Annotated in this window: 17 protein-coding genes; 9 read left to right on the top strand and 8 right to left on the bottom strand. The window is 64.1% G+C overall.

Annotated features, from left to right (window positions below):
• The first annotated feature begins 41 nt into the window (after positions 1-41).
• Both ppa and FK527_RS10805 read left to right on the top strand, forming a co-directional pair.
• The gene (gene ppa, locus FK527_RS10810) at positions 42-584 is read left to right on the top strand and encodes an inorganic diphosphatase (protein WP_144733431.1); all 543 of its coding nucleotides are present in this window, start codon (positions 42-44) and stop codon (positions 582-584) included.
• Positions 585-748: 164 nt separating this feature from the next.
• Positions 749-2,563 (top strand): methyl-accepting chemotaxis protein, encoded by a 1,815-nt coding sequence (locus tag FK527_RS10805; protein ID WP_144733428.1) that lies wholly within the window; start codon positions 749-751, stop codon positions 2,561-2,563.
• A 54-nt stretch (positions 2,564-2,617) separates the two neighbouring features.
• Here the strand turns inward: FK527_RS10805 and FK527_RS10800 are convergent, their stop codons facing one another.
• Positions 2,618-3,817 carry a GNAT family N-acetyltransferase gene (locus FK527_RS10800; RefSeq protein ID WP_144733425.1) on the bottom strand — a complete coding sequence of 400 codons (1,200 nt, stop codon included), beginning with the start codon at positions 3,815-3,817 and terminating at the stop codon, positions 2,618-2,620.
• Positions 3,818-3,903: 86 nt separating this feature from the next.
• Here FK527_RS10800 and FK527_RS10795 point away from each other — a divergent pair, with 86 nt between their 5' ends.
• Together FK527_RS10795 and FK527_RS10790 are read left to right on the top strand one after the other, a co-directional pair.
• Positions 3,904-5,562, top strand: coding sequence for an NAD+ synthase (locus FK527_RS10795; RefSeq protein WP_246072748.1), 1,659 nt, complete (start codon positions 3,904-3,906; stop codon positions 5,560-5,562).
• 74 nt (positions 5,563-5,636) lie between these two features.
• A complete protein-coding gene (locus FK527_RS10790; protein ID WP_144733422.1) occupies positions 5,637-5,975 on the top strand; it encodes a P-II family nitrogen regulator in 339 nt (112 codons plus the stop codon).
• Positions 5,976-6,004: 29 nt separating this feature from the next.
• Here the strand turns inward: FK527_RS10790 and FK527_RS10785 are convergent, their stop codons facing one another.
• From FK527_RS10785 to FK527_RS10760, 6 genes are all read right to left on the bottom strand, one after another.
• Positions 6,005-6,598, bottom strand: coding sequence for an LOG family protein (locus FK527_RS10785; protein WP_144733419.1), 594 nt, complete (start codon positions 6,596-6,598; stop codon positions 6,005-6,007).
• Entirely contained in the window at positions 6,591-7,019 is a 429-nt protein-coding gene (locus tag FK527_RS10780; protein ID WP_144733416.1) for a diacylglycerol kinase, read from the bottom strand. Before FK527_RS10780 ends, FK527_RS10785 begins: the two co-directional genes overlap by 8 nt.
• Before the next feature lie 49 nt (positions 7,020-7,068).
• The gene (locus FK527_RS10775; RefSeq protein WP_144733488.1) at positions 7,069-7,626 is read right to left on the bottom strand and encodes an RDD family protein; all 558 of its coding nucleotides are present in this window, start codon (positions 7,624-7,626) and stop codon (positions 7,069-7,071) included.
• Between the two features lie 191 nt (positions 7,627-7,817).
• The gene (locus FK527_RS10770; RefSeq protein WP_144733413.1) at positions 7,818-8,675 is read right to left on the bottom strand and encodes a DUF3106 domain-containing protein; all 858 of its coding nucleotides are present in this window, start codon (positions 8,673-8,675) and stop codon (positions 7,818-7,820) included.
• Positions 8,676-8,721: 46 nt separating this feature from the next.
• Positions 8,722-9,222 carry a DUF3619 family protein gene (locus FK527_RS10765; protein ID WP_144733410.1) on the bottom strand — a complete coding sequence of 167 codons (501 nt, stop codon included), beginning with the start codon at positions 9,220-9,222 and terminating at the stop codon, positions 8,722-8,724.
• Positions 9,219-9,788 (bottom strand): RNA polymerase sigma factor, encoded by a 570-nt coding sequence (locus FK527_RS10760; protein WP_144733407.1) that lies wholly within the window; start codon positions 9,786-9,788, stop codon positions 9,219-9,221. The genes FK527_RS10765 and FK527_RS10760 overlap by 4 nt, the downstream gene beginning before the upstream one ends.
• Positions 9,789-10,086: 298 nt before the next feature.
• Here FK527_RS10760 and FK527_RS10755 point away from each other — a divergent pair, with 298 nt between their 5' ends.
• The 4 genes from FK527_RS10755 to pssA all read left to right on the top strand — a co-directional run bounded on the left by FK527_RS10755 (position 10,087) and on the right by pssA (position 14,730).
• A complete protein-coding gene (locus tag FK527_RS10755; RefSeq protein WP_144733404.1) occupies positions 10,087-11,889 on the top strand; it encodes an acetolactate synthase 3 catalytic subunit in 1,803 nt (600 codons plus the stop codon).
• A 241-nt stretch (positions 11,890-12,130) separates the two neighbouring features.
• A complete protein-coding gene (ilvN, locus tag FK527_RS10750) occupies positions 12,131-12,622 on the top strand; it encodes an acetolactate synthase small subunit (RefSeq protein ID WP_144733401.1) in 492 nt (163 codons plus the stop codon).
• 60 nt (positions 12,623-12,682) lie between these two features.
• A complete protein-coding gene (gene ilvC, locus FK527_RS10745; protein WP_144733398.1) occupies positions 12,683-13,699 on the top strand; it encodes a ketol-acid reductoisomerase in 1,017 nt (338 codons plus the stop codon).
• Between the two features lie 158 nt (positions 13,700-13,857).
• Entirely contained in the window at positions 13,858-14,730 is an 873-nt protein-coding gene (gene pssA, locus FK527_RS10740; RefSeq protein WP_144733485.1) for a CDP-diacylglycerol--serine O-phosphatidyltransferase, read from the top strand.
• Between the two features lie 37 nt (positions 14,731-14,767).
• On the opposite strand, the gene FK527_RS10735 is transcribed toward pssA, so the two are convergent.
• Complete coding sequence (locus FK527_RS10735) at positions 14,768-15,631, bottom strand: DMT family transporter (RefSeq protein WP_144733395.1); 864 nt, start codon at positions 15,629-15,631, stop codon at positions 14,768-14,770.
• Positions 15,632-15,768: 137 nt separating this feature from the next.
• Between FK527_RS10735 and FK527_RS10730 the strand changes: the two genes are divergently transcribed.
• Complete coding sequence (locus FK527_RS10730; protein ID WP_144733392.1) at positions 15,769-17,166, top strand: aminotransferase-like domain-containing protein; 1,398 nt, start codon at positions 15,769-15,771, stop codon at positions 17,164-17,166.
• Positions 17,167-17,235 lie beyond the last annotated feature (69 nt).

Here is a 17,235-nt window from a genome sequence, read left to right as displayed (position 1 = left end):
GTCTTGTGGACGAAAATTTCCTAACTTTTTGTTATTTATCAATGTCCCTGAACAACGTCTCTCCTGGCAAGAACGCCCCAGAAGCCTTCAACGTGGTCATCGAAATCCCGATGAACGCCGACCCGATCAAGTACGAGGTGGACAAAGAATCGGGCGCCATCTTCGTGGACCGTTTCATGACCACGTCCATGCACTACCCGACCAACTACGGCTACGTGCCGCAGACCCTGTCGGGCGACGGGGACCCGGTCGATGTGCTGGTGATTACGCCGCACCCACTGATCCCCGGCGTGGTCGTGCCCTGCCGCCCGCTTGGCATTTTGCTGATGGAGGACGAAGCCGGCATAGACGGCAAGGTGCTGGCCGTGCCCACCAACAAGGTGCTGCCCGTTTACACGCACTGGCAATCGGTGGACAACGTGCACCCCATGATCCTGAAGTCGATCGCCCACTTCTTCGAGCACTACAAAGACCTCGAAGAAGGCAAATGGGTCAAGGTCATCGGCTGGAAGGGCGTGGCCGAGGCCAAGCAGGAAATCCTCGACGGCATCGCGAACTTTGCCAAGGCGCAAAAGGTGCAGTGAAGCCAAAAAGGAAGCCAAGAAGGGGTATGTGCCACAGGGTAAACCCTGGTTTTGGCGGGAATGCACGATCTTGCATTGACATTTGGACACAATCTGCCATTCAATAGCCACGTCTGCCGAGGATTCCCGGCAGACGTTTGTTTTGTGCTCTCATTTTCAATGCCATGAACCATTTCAAGATTTCGACCCGCCTGAGCTTGCTGGTGGCAGTGCTTTCCATCGTGGTGCTCGTCGTGGGCGCCATGGGCTTGTTTGGCACCAGCCAGTCCAATGCGGCGCTCAAGACGGTCTATGAAAACCGGACGGTGGCCTTGGGGCAACTGACGGACATGGAGCGGTTGCTGCTCAGCAGCCGTCTGGCCTTGGTGGATGCGCAGTCGGATCTGTCGCCTGCAGTCATCCGCAAAAACACGGAGCAGGTCGACACCTATCTTGCCGCAGCCGAAAAAATTTGGAAGGCGTATCTGGCGACTTACCTCACCCCCGAAGAGGCTCAATTGGCCAAGAAGCTGGGCGAAAGCAAGACGGCGCTCGTGGAGGGGGCACTCAAGCCCACGGTTTCTGCGCTGCGGGCCAACGATTTGACGGCATCCAGCCAGTTGTTGTTGACCAAGGTCGCGCCCTTGTATGCGCCCATGGCGGCGGACGTCAAGGCTTTGGCGGAGCTGCAGCTCAAAGAGGCCAAGCGTGAATACGAAGCGGCGGTGGCGCGCTATGAGGTGATGCGCGTGGCCTCGGTGGTCTTGATCGCCGTGGGCCTGGGCCTGGCGATCGTGGTCGGCTTGACCCTGGTGCGCGGCGTCACGCGCGCGCTCGCGCAGGCCATGAACGCGGCCAATGCCGTGGCGCAAGGCGATCTCGCCTACGCCATCCGCATCGAGGGCAAGGACGAGGTGAGCGAGCTTTTGCGCACGCTGGCGGGCATGCAGGAGTCCCTGCGCAAGGTCGTGGCCCATGTGCGCCAAAATGCCGAAAACGTCGCCGCGGCGAGCGCACAGATTGCCTCGGGCAACAGCGACCTGTCCGCGCGCACCGAAAGCCAGGCGAGTGCGCTCGAAGAGACTGCCGCCTCGATGGAGGAGGTGGGCGCCACGGTGCGCCAGAACGCGGACAACGCACGGCAAGCCAACCAGCTTGCGCAAAGCGCCTCGAGCGTGGCGACGCAAGGCGGGGAAGTGGTGGGCGAGGTCGTGCAGACCATGAAAGGCATCCACGAAGCCTCGCGCAAGATCGCCGACATCATCGGTGTGATCGACGGCATCGCCTTCCAGACCAACATCCTCGCGCTCAACGCCGCCGTCGAAGCCGCACGTGCGGGCGAGCAAGGGCGCGGCTTTGCCGTGGTGGCGAGCGAAGTGCGCAGCCTGGCCGGGCGCTCGGCCGAGGCGGCCAAGGAAATCAAAGGCCTGATTACCGCGAGCGTGGAACGCGTGGAGCAAGGCAGCGAGCTTGCCGACAAGGCGGGCGCGACCATGACTGAAGTCGTCACGGCGATCCGCCGCGTGAGCGACATCGTGGGCGAGATCAGCGCGGCCAGCAGCGAGCAAAGCGCAGGTGTGGCGCAAGTGGGCGAGGCCATCACGCAAATGGACCAGGCCACGCAGCAGAACGCTGCGCTGGTGGAAGAGATGGCCGCTGCGGCAAGCAGCCTCAATGCCCAGGCGGGCGAACTCGTGAACGCCGTGGCGGTGTTCAAGCTCGAGGCAGGCGCGCTGCAGGCGGTGGCGCCCGCAGCGCTGCAGCGTGCCGCCATGCCTGCGCCGCCGGTGTCGCGCCCACCGATGCCCGCACCGCCGGCCAAGCGTCCGCTGGCGGGGGGCGGGCGTGCGGGCGCAGGCAAGGACACGGCGCGCCTTGGTGCGCCAGCCCAGGTCGCCCCGGGAGCGGGCAAGGCGGCAGCCAAGACGACAGGTGCGCCCGCCGCGCCGGCACCTCGGGCGGCTGAGACGGCCGCAGAGGGTGAGTGGGAGTCGTTCTGAGCCTGCGGCGTGGCGCTGCCGCGAGCGGCGCCCGAGCGAAAAATGGGTGGCCGTTCAGCCGCTGTGTTTGAACGGCGTGCGCGCCTGCAGCTCGTCGAGGTAGCCCTGCACCGCGGCCCCTTCGCGCAGCAAAAAGCGCTCTACAGCGTTCGCAAAGGCCGGGTGCGCGAGCCAGTGCGCGTTGTGGGTGGGCACGGGCAAGAGCGCACGCGCCATTTTGTGCTCACCCTGCGCGCCGCCCTCGAAGCGCTGCACGCCGTGTGCCATGCACCATTCGAGCGGCTGGTAATAGCACGCCTCGAAGTGCAGGCAATCGACGCGCTCGAGCGCGCCCCAATAGCGCCCGTAGGCCGCAAATTCTTGGTCTTTTTTGCCGTTAGACAAGGTGGGGAAAGCGCTGATAGCTATCAAACTCGATGCAATCGGTCGGCCCGCGCGCTCGGCAACAAAGAGCAGCCAGGCTTCGGGCATTTGTTCGGCCTGTAGCTGGAAGAATGCGCGCGTGAGGTAGGGCAGGTTGCCGTGTTCGAGGTAGGTGCGCTCGTAGCAACGGTAGAAAAAATCCCAGTCCGCAGTGCCGATGTCGCGCCCGCGCAGCCAGCGAAAGCGCACGCCCGCTTCGGCCACGCGGCGGCGTTCCTGGCGGATTTTCTTGCGCTTGTCCTGGCTCAGGTGCTGCAAAAAGTCGTCGAAATGGCGGTAGGGCGTGCCCGCGGGGCTCTGGTTGCGCCAATGGAACTGCACCGTCTGGCGCTGCAGCAGGCCCAGCTCCTGCGCCGCGTGCAGGTCTTCGCCGGCGGCGAACAGCAGGTGCAATGATGACAGCCCTTCGCTCTCGCACCAGTCGCGCACGGCGCCTAGCAGCTGCACGCGCAGGGCCTGGTCGCGCGCGAGCAGGCGCGTGCCGGGCACGGGCGTGAAGGGCACGGCGACGACGGCCTTGGGGTAGTAGGCCAGGCCATGCTGCGCGTAGGCATTGGCCCAGGCCCAGTCGAACACGTATTCGCCATAGGAATGGCTTTTGAGGTACAGCGGGCACGCGGCGAGCAACTCGGCGCCGGCCCACAGGCCCATGAAGCGCGGCGTCCAGCCGGTGGCGGGCGTGGCGCTGCCGCTCGCGTGCAGCGCGGCCAGGTATTCATGGCGCATGAACGGCGTGGGCCGGCTCTGGCGCGCGAGCAGCGCATTCCACGCCGCGGCATCGACCTCGAGCGGCGAATCCAGCACGCGGGCGATAATGCGCGCTTCAGCCATGCCCGTCCTGTTGCTGTAGTTTTGGGAGCACCCATGGGCGGGTTTTTGTCCCACACCTCTTCGTTGGCCTGGTCATTTTCGGTTCCATGATGCCCTCTCTTTGCATAGCGCAACTCAATTTCGTGGTGGGCGACATGCCCGGCAATGCGCAAAAAATCATTGCCGCGGCGCGCACGGCCCACGCCGCCGGCGCGCAGCTGTTGCTCACGCCCGAGCTCGCGATCTGCGGCTATGCGGCCGAAGACCTGTTCCTGCGCCCGGCTTTTCTCGATGCCTGCGATGATGCCGTGAAAACGGTGGCCCGGGAGACCGCAGGGTTGCAGGGCCTGGCCATCGTGCTCGGCCACCCGCAAAAATGCCGCCCCGACGCGCCGGCCTTCAGCACCTGTCACAACGTCGCGAGCGTGCTGCGCCACGGCCGCATCGAGCAAACTTACATCAAGCGCGAGCTGCCGAACTACCAGGTGTTCGACGAACGGCGCTATTTCGTGCCGGGCAGCGCGCCCTGCGTGGTCGAAGTCGGCGGCCTGCGCGTGGGTCTGTTGATCTGCGAGGACGCCTGGTACGCCACCCCCGCGCGCGAGGCCGCTGCAGCCGGCGCGCAGCTGCTCGCGGTGCTCAACGCCTCGCCCTTTCACCTGGGCAAGAGCGCCGAGCGCGAGCAGATCATGCGTCAGCGCGTGGCCGAAACGGGTCTGCCGCTGGTCTATGCGCACCTCGTCGGCGGGCAGGACGAGGTGGTGTTCGAAGGCCGTTCGTTTGCCTTGCAGGCCGACGGCAGCGTGGCCGCGCGCGCCCCAGGTTTTAAGGAAAATCTGCTGTTCATGCAGGTACAGCAAGCGCAAGCAGCTATCAAAATAGATGCCACCGTGGCGCCGCTCGCAAGCCCAGAGGCCGATCTGTGGGACGCGCTGGTGCTCGGTGTGCGCGACTACGTGGGCAAAAACGGCTTTCCGGGCGCGGTGCTGGGCCTTTCGGGCGGCATCGACTCGGCGCTGGTGCTCGCGATCGCCGTCGATGCGCTGGGCGCGGACAAAGTGCGCGCCGTGATGATGCCCTCGCCCTACACGGCCGACATCAGCTGGCTGGACGCACGCGACATGGCCGCGCGCCTGGGCGTGCGCTACGACGAAATCCCCATCGTCGCGCAGTTCGAAGCCTTCAAGGCCGCGCTCGCGCCCCTGTTCGCGGGCCTGCACGAGGACACGACCGAAGAAAACCTGCAGGCGCGCATCCGCGGCACGCTGCTCATGGCGCTGTCGAACAAATTCGGCACCCTCGTGCTCACCACGGGCAACAAGAGCGAACTGGCCACGGGCTACTGTACCTTGTACGGCGACATGGCGGGTGGCTTTGCCGTCATCAAGGACGTGGCCAAGACGCGCGTCTTCGCGCTGGCGCGCTGGCGCAACGCCAACGACCCCTACGGCAGCGGCGCCAGCCCCATCCCCGAGCGCATCATCACGCGCCCGCCGAGCGCCGAGTTGCGCCCCGACCAGAAAGACCAGGACAGCCTGCCGCCCTACGAGGTGCTCGACGCGATCGTCGAGCGTTACATGGAAAACGACGAATCCATCGAGAGCATCATCGCCGCGGGCTTTGCGCGCGCCGACGTCGAGCTGGTCACGCGGCTGCTCAAGCTCAACGAATACAAGCGCCTCCAGGCCCCCGTGGGCATCCGCGTCACGCGCCGCGCCTTCGGCAAGGACTGGCGCTATCCAATCACGAACCGCTTTCGTGCCTGAGGCGCCCCCAAGGCATCGCAATCCGCCCACCCGTAGACTGGCAAACACCTCAGCAAAACCCCAGGGAGTCCACCATGAAAATGATCACCGCCATCATCAAACCCTTCAAGCTCGAAGAAGTCCGCGAGGCGCTGGCTGAATGCGGCGTCACCGGCCTCACGGTGACCGAGGTCAAGGGTTTTGGCCGGCAAAAGGGCCACACCGAGCTCTACCGCGGTGCCGAATACGTGGTGGATTTTTTGCCCAAGGTGAAGATCGAAGTGGCCGTGAAGACCGCCGATGTCGACCGCTGCGTCGAGGCCATCGTGGGCGCGGCGCGCACGGGCAAGATCGGCGACGGCAAGATTTTCATCACCGAGGTCGAGCGCGTGGTGCGCATCCGCACGGGCGAGCTCGACGAATCGGCGGTGTGAGCAGGGCGTGATCGGGGCTTCGATCGCCCTCAGATCACGGAGCGCAGCGCCACGATCTCCTGGCCGAACCCCGCCGCCTGCACCAGCGCAGGCAGTAGGGTGTCCACGTCGGTGCCCGCCTGCAGCAGCCCGAGCTGCCACGCGCCCATGAAGCCCTCGGCCATGCTGTGCTTCAAAAACGCGAGCAATCTGTCGTAGTACCCGGCCACGTTGAGCAGACCCACGGGTTTGTCGTGGTAGCCGAGCTGGCGCCAGGTCCAGACCTCGAACAGTTCCTCGAAGGTGCCTATGCCGCCGGGCAGCGCCAGAAAAGCGTCGCAGCGCTCCGCCATCAGCGCCTTGCGCTGGTGCATGGTCTGCACGATGTGCAACTCGTCGCAGGCGTGGTTGGCTTGCTCCTTATCCACCAGCGCCTGCGGTATCACGCCGAGCACGCGCCCACCCGCCTGCCGCGTGGCCTCGGCCACCAGGCCCATCAAGCCGTTGCGCCCGCCGCCATACACGAGCTGCCCGCCGTGCGCGCCTATCCACTGGCCCACTGCCGTGGCAGCCTGGGCAAACTCCGGGCGCTCTCCGGCGCGCGAGCCGCAATACACGCAGAGGGAAAAAGCCGGTTCAGCCATGGCCAAACCTCTGCCAAAGCGCTGCAGCCCAGATGCCCGCGCACAGCAGCAACGCGAGCAGCACTGCGGCGCTGCCCATGTCCTTGGCACGTTTGGACAGATGGTTCCACTCGGGGCCGATGCGGTCGATGGCGGTTTCGATGCCGGTGTTGAGCAGTTCGATGACCAGCACCGCGATGACCGAGCCGGCCAGCAAGGCCACCTCGACCCAGCTCGCGCCCAGCCAGAACGACAGCGGCAGCAGCACGAGCGCGGCGCTGGCCTCCTGGCGGAAGGCGGGCTCGGTCCAGCCGGCGCGCAAACCGGCGATCGAATAACCCGCGGCATGCCAGATGCGGCTCAGCCCGGTGCGCGCTTTTTGCGGGTTCACCGTGGGGTCGGGCGTGGCGGGATGAGCGTCGGAGGGCATGGACATGCGCATATTGTGGCGCCACCGTGTGACAGAGCGCAGGCCGGCGCGCGGCAAAGGCTTATTTTTGCAACGGCGGCTGCCAGTGCACGAGGCGCGTACCCGCGAGGGCGTCGTGCCAGAACTGCTGCTGCGGATGAAAGCGGCTCAGCAGCGCCCACACGGCGACCCAGCCCAGCATGAGCACGGCAGTTTCGCCGCCCGATAAGTGAAACGGCGCGATGGCCGCGAGCGGGGGCAGGAACCACAGCCAGCTCAGCACATAGCGCAGCAGTGCGCGCCCTTGCGTCAAGGGCTTGCCAGCGCGGTCCACCACGCGGATGTGCCAGGTTTTCATCGCCAGGGTCTGCCCCTTGGACCAGAACCAGGTGAAGTAAAGGCCGAACACCACGAACAAAAAGGCCTGCAGCGCGTGCCGGTTGTCGAGCGCATTGCGCGTCTGGCTCAGGGTGCTGAACAGATAGCCAGCAAAAAACGCCACGGCAAACAGCAAGATGCCTTCGTAGAGCCAGCAGGCCATGCGCCGGCCCAGCGCCGGGGCTAGGAGCCTGTCGGACTTTGGAATCGTCGGCTGCGAATGCGCCGCAGCGGCCCATTTTTTACCGTCTTCTTGCCCCATAACACCACTATGGGGCTGCGAATCCGGCAAAAACTGGTCTCGCCGGGGCGCATTCTCGCTTTCGACGCCCAAAGCCCGACAGGCTCCTAGGAGCGTCGCGCTGGCCGCGTCGGCCTGGGTATGGGGTGCGACAGAGGAGGGTTGGGTTTGATCGGTCAAAGCGAAGGTGAGGCGAGTGGGAAAAGGAGTGCTCAGCGCCCAGTCGCTGCTGCGCCAGGGTTGGCCGCTGCGCCGCCCTCCGGCGGGGTTTGCGTAGGCGGCAGCGGCGGCAGCGGCGTAGGCACTGCCACGGGTACATCGACGGGTGCGGTTTCGACGGGCGCTGGTGTGGCTCCGCCCAAAGCGTCTGCGGCGGGGGCGGACACAGGGGTATCCAGGCGGGGCAGCAAGCCCTTGGGTGGAGAAATCTTGGGTGGGTTGGGGCGATTCGGGCTGGCCTGCATGGCGGCCGGCACCTGTACCAGTTTGCGTGAGGGCGCAGGGCGCAGGCTGGTGGCAGCGCCCTGCGGCTTGGCGGCGGCGCGCGCTGCAAGCCGGCGCTTTTCTTCCTCGCCGAGGGCCTGGTAAGCCTTCCAGCGCTCCAACTTGTCTTTGGGCGCAAGGCGGCTGGTGCCGGCGTAATTCAGACGCGCCTGGTTGCGCTGCTGGGCGCTCAGGCTAGCCCAGTCGGCCATGCGGGCGTGCAGGCGGTCTTGTTCGCTTTGGGGCAAGGCGTGAAACGTTTCCGCCAAGGTCAGCCAATATCTTTTTTGTGCCGCGCTCAGCGAGGCCCAGCGTTCGGCCAGAGGGTACAAGGCCAGCTTTTGTGCAGTGCTCAGGGTTTCCCAGCCGGGGCCGGAGACCGTCTCGGGTGCTTGCGTGGGGACCGCTTCGCCCTGGCCGCGCGGGCTGGGCTTGGATGCCAGCGCCGCGGCAGGCATCAGGGTACTGGGTGCCCAATGCAAAAAATGTAGCGCCTGCAGCCCGCCCGCAGCCAATGCCGCCCACAGCAGCAAGGCCAGTATGAAGCCTGGTTTGAAGGTGCAAGGGCTACGGGAGTTTGCGGGCATGCAATGGAGCGAGGGGCGATGCTTCAGGTGAGAGCGGTTGCGAGTTTCACCGATTTTCGGTCGAGGTTTTAAGGAACTGGATGAACCCCGGATCGGCGTAGGCCGACGGGGGCAGTTCGTCAGCGAGCAGCGCCGAATCGACTTCGGCGATTTCGTGCGTGGCGAGGTCTTCTTGCGTGTCGTTGATCACAACGAGGCCAATCAGCAAGGCCAGGATGGGAATGGCCGAAACCAAAGCATTCCACCAACCGCTGCGTTCATGGCCACCGCCAAGCCCACCATGCCCCCATGAGGCGGTGCCGCCACCCGCGGCAACGCGCACAGGCGCAGTGGCTGAAGCGAGCCCAGGTACCCGCTCCCGTTTGGGCGCGACCGCTACTTTGCGCTGGGCCAGCGCCTGCATGCGTGCGGCGCGCAGGCGCTCGGAGATGTCGTAGGGCAGGTCTTGCGCGCCACTTTCGAGGCGCGCAGTGACGCGGCGGGCAAAGCTTTCGGCAGCCGCATCCATCGAAGACGCGGCCGAATGGGAGGGCAAGATGGGGTTCATGGCGTGATTCCTTTGGCTTTGAGCGCCTTGCTGAGCTTTTGCACGGCGCGAAAGCAGTGCTGCTTGACGCTGCTTTCCGAGCAGCCCATGGCGGCTGCCGTTTCTGTTACATCCATTTCTTCCCAGTAACGCATGAGAAAGGCTTCGCGTTGACGTGCAGGCAGGGCGGCGATTTCGTCCTCGATCTCTTGCAATATCTGTGCGCGTCGCACTTCATCCTCGGCGCTTTCTGCGCTTTCTTCATTGTGCGGGCCCGCATAGGCTTCAAGCAAGTCGAAGTCGGCGTCATCGTCGTGCGCCCGCTCGAAGTCGGACAGGTTGGAAAACAGCGCGTTGCGCGTTTTCTGGCGGCGGAACCAATCCAGGGTGCAGTTCGAGAGAATGCGCTGAAAGAGCATGGGCAGCTCGTTCGCGGGCTTGTCGCCATAGTGTTGGGCCAGCTTGAGCATGCTGTCCTGCACGATGTCCAGCGCCGCCTCTTCGTCACGCACGTGGTAGAGCGAGCGCTTGAAAGCGCGCTTTTCCACGCTTTGCAGGAAGTCGGAGAGTTCTTGTTCGGTAGCCAAGAGGACGCAGTTCGCGATGGGTCAAGTCAGCCCGGCGCAAAAGCACACAGGCACAGGCGGCCAAGCCAAATGAAGCCGCTGATTATCACATTCCCGCGTCTTTTTTCGCCCCGGGCCTGAGTTTTCGCAGGTTGCGGTGCGATAATTTGCGCCATCAAGCAAAAGGCAAACGGGTCACGGTCCGGCGGACATCCTTTTCCGCTCATGTCCTTGGCCTCAAGTCCCAAGCGGGCTTCACGAGAGCGCGTGCAAGGGGCACCCAAGGTTTTTCGTCAGAGAAATTCTCGAAAGGTTCATCATGGAAATATCCAGGGCTGAAATCACCTCTGCGGCCGCAGCCACCGCCCATCCCACCAGCCCCACCACCACCGCTGCCGGCGCGCCCGAGCTGATGGGCGCGGAAATCCTCGTCAAGGCATTGCAGGCCGAAAACGTGCAATATGTCTGGGGCTACCCAGGCGGCGCGGTGCTCTACATTTACGACGCGCTCTACAAACAAGACAGCATCCAGCATATCCTGGTGCGCCACGAGCAGGCCGCCGTTCATGCCGCCGACGGCTATGCGCGCGCCACGGGCGAGGTTGGTGTGGCCTTGGTCACTTCAGGGCCGGGTGTCACCAACGCTATCACGGGCATCGCCACGGCCTACATGGACAGCATCCCCATGGTGATCATCACCGGCCAGGTGCTGACGGCCGCCATAGGCCTCGACGCCTTCCAGGAATGCGACACCGTGGGCATCACGCGCCCCATTGTCAAGCACAACTTCCTCGTCAAGGACGCGCGCGATCTTGCGATGACGCTGAAAAAGGCCTTCCACATCGCACGCACCGGCCGCCCCGGCCCCGTGGTGGTCGATATCCCCAAAGACGTCTCGTTCAAAAAGCTGCCCTACAGCGGCTACCCCGACAAGATCGAAATGCGCTCGTACAACCCCGTGCGCAAGGGGCACGGCGGGCAGATCCGCAAGGCATTGCAGCTGCTGCTCTCGGCCAAGCGCCCCTACATCTACACGGGCGGCGGCGTGCTCATGAGCAATGCCGCGCCAGAGTTGCGCACGCTGGTCGATCTGCTCGGCTACCCCGTCACGCACACGCTGATGGGCCTGGGCGCCTACCCGGCGACGGATCGCAGGTTCCTCGGCATGCTGGGCATGCACGGCACGCTCGAGGCCAACAATGCCATGCAAAACTGCGACGTGCTGCTCGCCGTAGGCGCACGCTTCGACGACCGCGTGATCGGCAACCCCAAGCACTTCGCGCAGAACGAGCGCAAGATCATCCATATCGACATCGACCCCTCGAGCATTTCCAAGCGCGTCAAGGTCGATGTGCCCATCGTGGGCGACGTGAAGGACGTGCTGACCGAGCTGATCGCGATGATCCGCGAAACGTCCACGCGCCCCGACCCCGCGGCGCTCGCCGCCTGGTGGGACACGATCGAGGGCTGGCGCAAGCGCGACTGCCTCAAGTACGACCGCAACGCGACCGACGTGATCAAGCCGCAGTACGTGGTCGAGACGCTCTGGAACATGACCAAAGACTCCGATGTTTACATCACCTCGGACGTGGGCCAGCATCAGATGTGGGCGGCGCAGTTCTACAAGTTCAACGAGCCGCGCCGCTGGATCAACTCGGGCGGCCTGGGCACCATGGGCGTGGGCATTCCCTACGCCATGGGCATCAAGCTCGCCAGACCGCAAAGCGAGGTGTTTTGCATCACGGGCGAAGGTTCGGTGCAGATGAATATCCAGGAGCTCTCCACCTGCCTGCAATACAACACGCCGATCAAGATCGTGGCGCTCAACAACCGCTACCTTGGCATGGTGCGCCAGTGGCAGGAGATCGAATATTCGGGCCGCTACAGCCACAGCTACATGGACGCGCTGCCCAACTTCGCCAAACTGGCCGAGGCCTATGGCCATGTGGGCCTGTTGATCGAACACCCCAAGGACGTCGAGCCTGCGCTGCGTGAAGCGCGCAGGCTCAAGGACCGCACGGTGTTCCTTGACTTCCGCACCGACCCGACGGAAAACGTCTTCCCCATGGTGCAGGCGGGCAAGGGCATCACCGAGATGCTGCTCGGCTCGGAAGACCTCTGAAATCTGAGCAAAATTCCGCCGTGAGGTAGATACAGCAAGCACAGAAAGCTATCAAAAATAAAGCAATCATGCGGTGCGGGCAGTTTTGACTGCGCATCGCCGCGTGTCCCCTTCAACCTTGGACGAATCTATTGCCTGCCAAGCCTGGCACTTACCGGTGCCGGGGGAGGGCAGCGAAACGGCAGTGCCCGGCGACCCCTTGTGGGTCGTGCTGCCGTCGCAAAAAGAGGAAGTACCCACCATGAAACACATCATCGCCGTATTGCTCGAAAACGAAGCCGGAGCGCTCTCGCGCGTGGTCGGACTGTTTTCGGCGCGTGGCTACAACATCGAGTCGCTCACCGTCGCGCCCACCGAAGACCCGACGCTCTCGCGCATGACCATCCAGACCTCGGGCTCGGACGACGTGATCGAGCAAATCACCAAGCACCTCAACCGCCTGATCGAAGTCGTCAAGGTGGTCGATCTGACCGAAGGCGCCTACACCGAGCGCGAGCTCATGATGGTCAAGGTGCGCGCCGTGGGCAAGGAGCGCGAAGAAATGAAGCGCATGGCCGACATCTTCCGCGGCCGCATCATCGACGTGACCGAAAAGAGCTACACCATAGAGCTCACGGGTGACCAGGCCAAGATCGATGCCTTCTTGCAGGCCATAGACCGCACCGCCATTCTCGAAACCGTGCGCACCGGCGCGAGCGGCATAGGCCGCGGCGAGCGCATCCTGCGCGTCTGAGGACGCTCGGAAATTCTCTTTTCCTTTCCATCTCCCCAAAAATCCAACCCCGGAGCCAACATGAAAGTTTTCTACGACAAAGACTGTGACCTGAGCCTGATCAAAGGCAAAACTGTGGCCATCATCGGCTACGGCAGCCAGGGCCACGCCCATGCACAAAACCTCAACGACAGCGGCGTGAAGGTCGTGGTCGGCCTGCGCAAGGGGGGCGCGAGCTGGGACAAGGTCGGCAAGGCCGGCCTCACGGTGATGGAAGTCAATGACGCGGTCAAGGCTGCCGACGTGGTCATGGTCCTGCTGCCCGACGAGCAGATCGCCGACGTCTATAAAAACAACATCGAGCCGAACATCAAACCCGGCGCGTCGCTCGCCTTCGCGCATGGCTTCAACGTGCACTACAACCAGGTCGTGCCGCGCACCGACCTCGATGTGTGGATGGTCGCGCCCAAGGCCCCCGGCCATACCGTGCGCAACACCTACACCCAGGGCGGCGGCGTGCCGCACCTCGTGGCGGTGCACCAGGACCGCTCGGGCAAGGCGCGCGATCTGGCGCTGAGCTACGCCATGGCCAACGGCGGCGGCAAGGCCGGCATCATAGAGACCAACTTCAAGGAAGAAACCGAAACCGACCTGTTCGGCGAGCAGGCCGTGCTGTGCGGCGGCACCGTCGAGCTCATCAAGATGGGCTACGAAACCCTGGTCGAAGCCGGCTACGCGCCCGAGATGGCCTACTTCGAGTGCCTGCACGAGCTGAAGCTGATCGTGGACCTGATCTACGAAGGCGGCATCGCCAACATGAACTACTCGATCTCGAACAACGCCGAATACGGCGAGTACGTGACCGGCCCCAAGGTGATCAACGAAAGCTCGCGCCAGGCCATGCGCGAGGCGCTGAAGAACATCCAGAACGGCGACTACGCCAAGCAGTTCATCCTCGAAGGCCGCACCGGCTACCCCAGCATGACCGCGCGCCGCCGCAACACCGCCGACCATAGCATCGAGGTGGTGGGCGCCAAGCTGCGTGCCATGATGCCCTGGATTGCGAAGAACAAGCTGGTCGATCAAAGCCGCAACTGAGCCGCACCTGGGCCGCAAAGCTCAGATCACTGCACGCAAAGGGCCACTTCGGTGGCCTTTGGCGCTTTTGCGCGGCTACACTGTGGCAAGCCGTTGCCAAAAAACTATTGAAACAATAGCTGTTTGCGCCTGTCAGATAAGCACGAAAGGCCGATTTGATGCATGAAGATGACGACTTCGTCCCCACCAGCGCGGCCTTGGTGCAGCGCAAGCTGCGCAAGGGCATTTACGTGCTGCCCAACCTGTTCACGCTCGCGGCCTTGTTCGGCGGCTTTTATGCCATCGTGATGGCCATGAACGGCCAGTTCGACCTGGCGACCACCGGCATTTTTGCCGCCATGGTGCTCGACAGCCTCGACGGCCGCGTGGCGCGCATGACGCACACGCAAAGCGCCTTCGGCGAGCAGATGGATTCACTTGCCGACATGGTCAGTTTCGGCGCGGCGCCCGCGCTCATTGCCTACGAGTGGGCGCTGCGCCCGCTCGGGCGCTGGGGCTGGATTGCGGCCTTCGTCTATTGCGCCTGCGCGGCGTTGCGCCTGGCGCGCTTCAACGTCAATGTCGGCGTGGTGGACAAGCGCTACTTCCAGGGCCTGCCCTCACCGGCCGCCGCCGCACTGGTGGCGGGCTTCATCTGGTTGACCAGCGCAATGCTCGTGGCGCACCGTGAGGTGCCGCTGTTTCGGGCGCTGATTTCGGTGTTTGGGGGTTTGCCCATCGAGCGCGGCGATCTGTCATGGATTTTGTTCGTCGTGACCTTGTTCGCGGGGCTCACCATGGTCACCAACGTTCCTTATTACAGCTTCAAGGACTTCGGCGGGCGGCGCAGCGTGCCTTTCGTGGTGCTGGTGGTGCTGGCGCTGCTCATCGCCATCGTCAGCATAGAGCCCGCGACCATGTTGTTTGTGCTGTTCGTGGGCTATGCGCTGTCGGGCTATGTGATCTATTTCTGGCGCCGCGCCAAGGGCCATCCGGTGAGCATCGTGAGCACCTCGACCGACGAGCCTGATGAGCGCGGGTTGCACGACTGATTCGGCAAAACTGCGGGCTGCGCAGTGATGCTGCGCGTCAGCCTGCGAACCGCTTGGCACCCGCCACGCAGACCACGGCGCCCAGGGTCGAAAGAAGCATCGACCAGCTCACCGGCTCATGCAGCAGCCCGGCCGCCAGCGCCAAGCCAAGAAACGGCTGCAGCAATTGCAATTGCCCGACCGCGGCGATACCGCCTTGCGCCAGACCACGATACCAGAACACAAAGCCCAGCAGCATGCTGAAAATCGAGACATACGCGAGCCCCAGCCAGGCCGGGGTATGCACTTGGGTGAATGATGCGGGCATCGTCCACAGAGCCAGCGGCAGCATGACGGGTGCGGACAACAGCAGCGCCCAGCTGATGACCTGCCAGCCGCCCAATTTGCGCGTCAGGCGCGCGCCCTCGGCATAGCCCAGGCCGCATACGACGATGGCGGCGAGCATCAGCAGATCGCCACGCGGCGATACGTCCATGCCGCCCCGCACGGCGTAGGTGACGACGAAGACGCTGCCCAGCAGCGCCAGCAGCCAGAAAGCTGGGCGCGGACGCTCGCCTCCGCGCAGCACGCCAAAGACGGCGGTGCACAGCGGCAGCAGTCCCAGAAATACGATGGCGTGCGCGGAGGGCACCTGCTGCAGCGCCAACGCCGTCAGCAAGGGAAAGCCCAGCACCACGCCGAACGCGATGAGTGCGAGCGCGGGCAGGTCGGCCTGGTCGGGGCGGCGCGCACGCAGGCCAGCCAACAACAGCGCGCCCACGAATGCGGCCAGACTCGCGCGGGTAGCGGTCAAAAAAAGGGGGTCGAAGTCTGCGACGGCTGCGCGTGTTGCGGGCAGCGAGCCCGCAAAAATCACCACACCGACAAAACCATTCATCCAACCGCGTGCAGATTCATCCATTGCCAACCCCTTTTCTGTGAAGACTTACCTCGCAAGTTCTTCAGTGGAGCATGGATGCGTTCCTGAAACCAGCAACAATAAGGTACAGTTTGAAAAAACTGTGATGCTTTCAAAACACATACAGTCGAAAACCCACAATGCCACGTCAGGGAACGAAGATTCACACCGTGATGGAGGCGATTCGCACCAAAATCGCCGCCCGCACCTACGCCCCGGGTGCGCGCCTGCCTTCCGTACGTGCGCTGGCCAAAAGCATGCAGGTGTCGGTGTCGACCGTCGTCGAAGCGTACGAACGTCTGGCGGCAGAAGGTGTCATAGGCGCCCGCGCGGGCTCAGGTTTTTACGTGCTGGGGCATGCCGCGCCTCTGGCTCTGGCGCACATCGGCCCGCCGCGCGAGCGCGACGTCGATCCCCTGTGGGTTTCGCGTCAGTCGCTAGAGGCTGCGGACGCGATGCCCAAACCAGGGTGTGGCTGGTTGCCGGCATCGTGGATGGATGTGGATGGCTTGCGCAGCGCATTGCGCGCAGTGGCCCGGGCCGACGGCGCCGTGCTCGCGGATTACGCCTGCCCACTCGGGCTGCCTGCGCTGCGTGAACTGCTTGCGCGCCGCATGGCCGCCGTGGGGATAGAAGTGCCTGCCGAGCAGATCATGCTGACCGATTCGGGTACCCAGGCGTTGGACATGGTCTGCCGCTTTCTGCTGGAGCCGGGTGATACCGTGCTGGTGGACGACCCGTGCTACTTCAATTTTCAAGCCCTGCTGCGTGCGCACCGTGTCAAGGTCGTTGGCGTGGCCTACACGCCGCAGGGGCCCGACATCGCAGCATTCGCGGCCTGTCTGCAACAGCATGCGCCCCGGCTCTACATCACCAATTCGGGCATCCACAACCCGACGGGCGGCACGCTCTCGGCCAGCACGGCGCATCGACTGCTGCAACTTGCAGAGCAATCCGGCGTGGTGGTGGTCGAAGACGACATCTTTGCCGATTTTGAAGTTCAGCCGGCACCACGGCTCGCCGCGTTCGATGGCCTTGCGCGGGTGATTCACATCGGCAGCTTTTCCAAAACCGTATCGGCTTCGCTGCGTTGCGGCTATATCGCGGCGCGTGCGGATTGGATCGACAGTCTGGCCGATCTGAAAATTGCCACCAGTTTCGGCGGCGGCTTTCTGGCTGCGCAGGTCGTGCGGACGGTGTTGACCCAAAGCGGCTACCGCAAGCACCTGGAGGCGCTGCGGGCGCGTCTGGCGAGAGAGCGCGACAGGGCTGTGGAGCGCCTGGGCGCACTGGGCATCACGCCCTGGCTCGTGCCTCGTGCAGGAATGTTCCTCTGGTGCCGGCTGCCGGACGGCATCGATGCGGCGCGTCTGGCGCGCGCCAGTTTGCAAGAGGGAGTTGTGTTTGCGCCGGGCAATGTATTCAGCCCGTCATTCTCGGCGGGCAACCTGATGCGTTTCAACGTTTCGCAGTTGACCGATTCTCGGGTGTTCGACGTGCTCGCGCGAGCTTTGCACCAAATGCGCACTGCGCCCTGACCGAGAAGAATAGAAACACTGGCTTGCCGCCAGGCCAAAGCATGGAATGAGATGGAATCACCCAAGCTA

The sequence above is a fragment of the Extensimonas perlucida genome (assembly GCF_007655255.1).
Taxonomy (GTDB): Bacteria; Pseudomonadota; Gammaproteobacteria; order Burkholderiales; family Burkholderiaceae_C; genus Extensimonas; species Extensimonas perlucida.
The sequence above is the reverse complement of the archived record's forward strand: the minus strand, read 5'-3'. Positions and strand labels throughout refer to the sequence as shown.